This window comes from Thiorhodococcus mannitoliphagus (assembly GCF_010915725.1).
In the GTDB taxonomy this organism is placed as follows: domain Bacteria; phylum Pseudomonadota; class Gammaproteobacteria; order Chromatiales; family Chromatiaceae; genus Thiorhodococcus; species Thiorhodococcus mannitoliphagus.
Window position 1 is genome coordinate 1 of sequence record NZ_JAAIJR010000487.1, and the last position, 379, is coordinate 379.

Below are 379 nucleotides of genomic sequence, written 5' to 3' on the forward strand. Positions count from 1 at the left end.
CAGAAACGGGGGGGTAAGTCACTCAACACCACCACGAGTTCTAGCGGCAACATCGGGCAGCCACAAACGGCTGCAATGGCAGAGGCGGACTAACTTAATTTCTGGCTAAAACTGTCCTTGACTTGGGGTCCACTATATCCTCATCGCCGACAGCGCGCTCTACACCCGCGAGACGCTCCAGGAGCTGAGCGCCCATGCCTGGATCTCGCGTGTGCCCGAAACGCTCACGCAGGCCCGCGAGCTCATCCATGCCGTGGCGGCGGAGCTGATGCACGATCCTGCCCAAGAGGCCTCTTGCACCTTGGGCACGGTCTACGGCGAGGTGCGCCAACGCTGGGTCGTGGTGTATTCCCCGCAGGCGCGCCAACGCGCCCTCAAG

At 62.5% G+C, this 379-nt stretch carries 1 pseudogene; it reads left to right on the top strand.

Going from position 1 to position 379, the window contains the following annotated elements:
- Positions 1-136 precede the first annotated feature (136 nt).
- Positions 137-379 (top strand): annotated as a pseudogene (locus tag G3480_RS29685) (IS1634 family transposase); the annotation flags it as partial.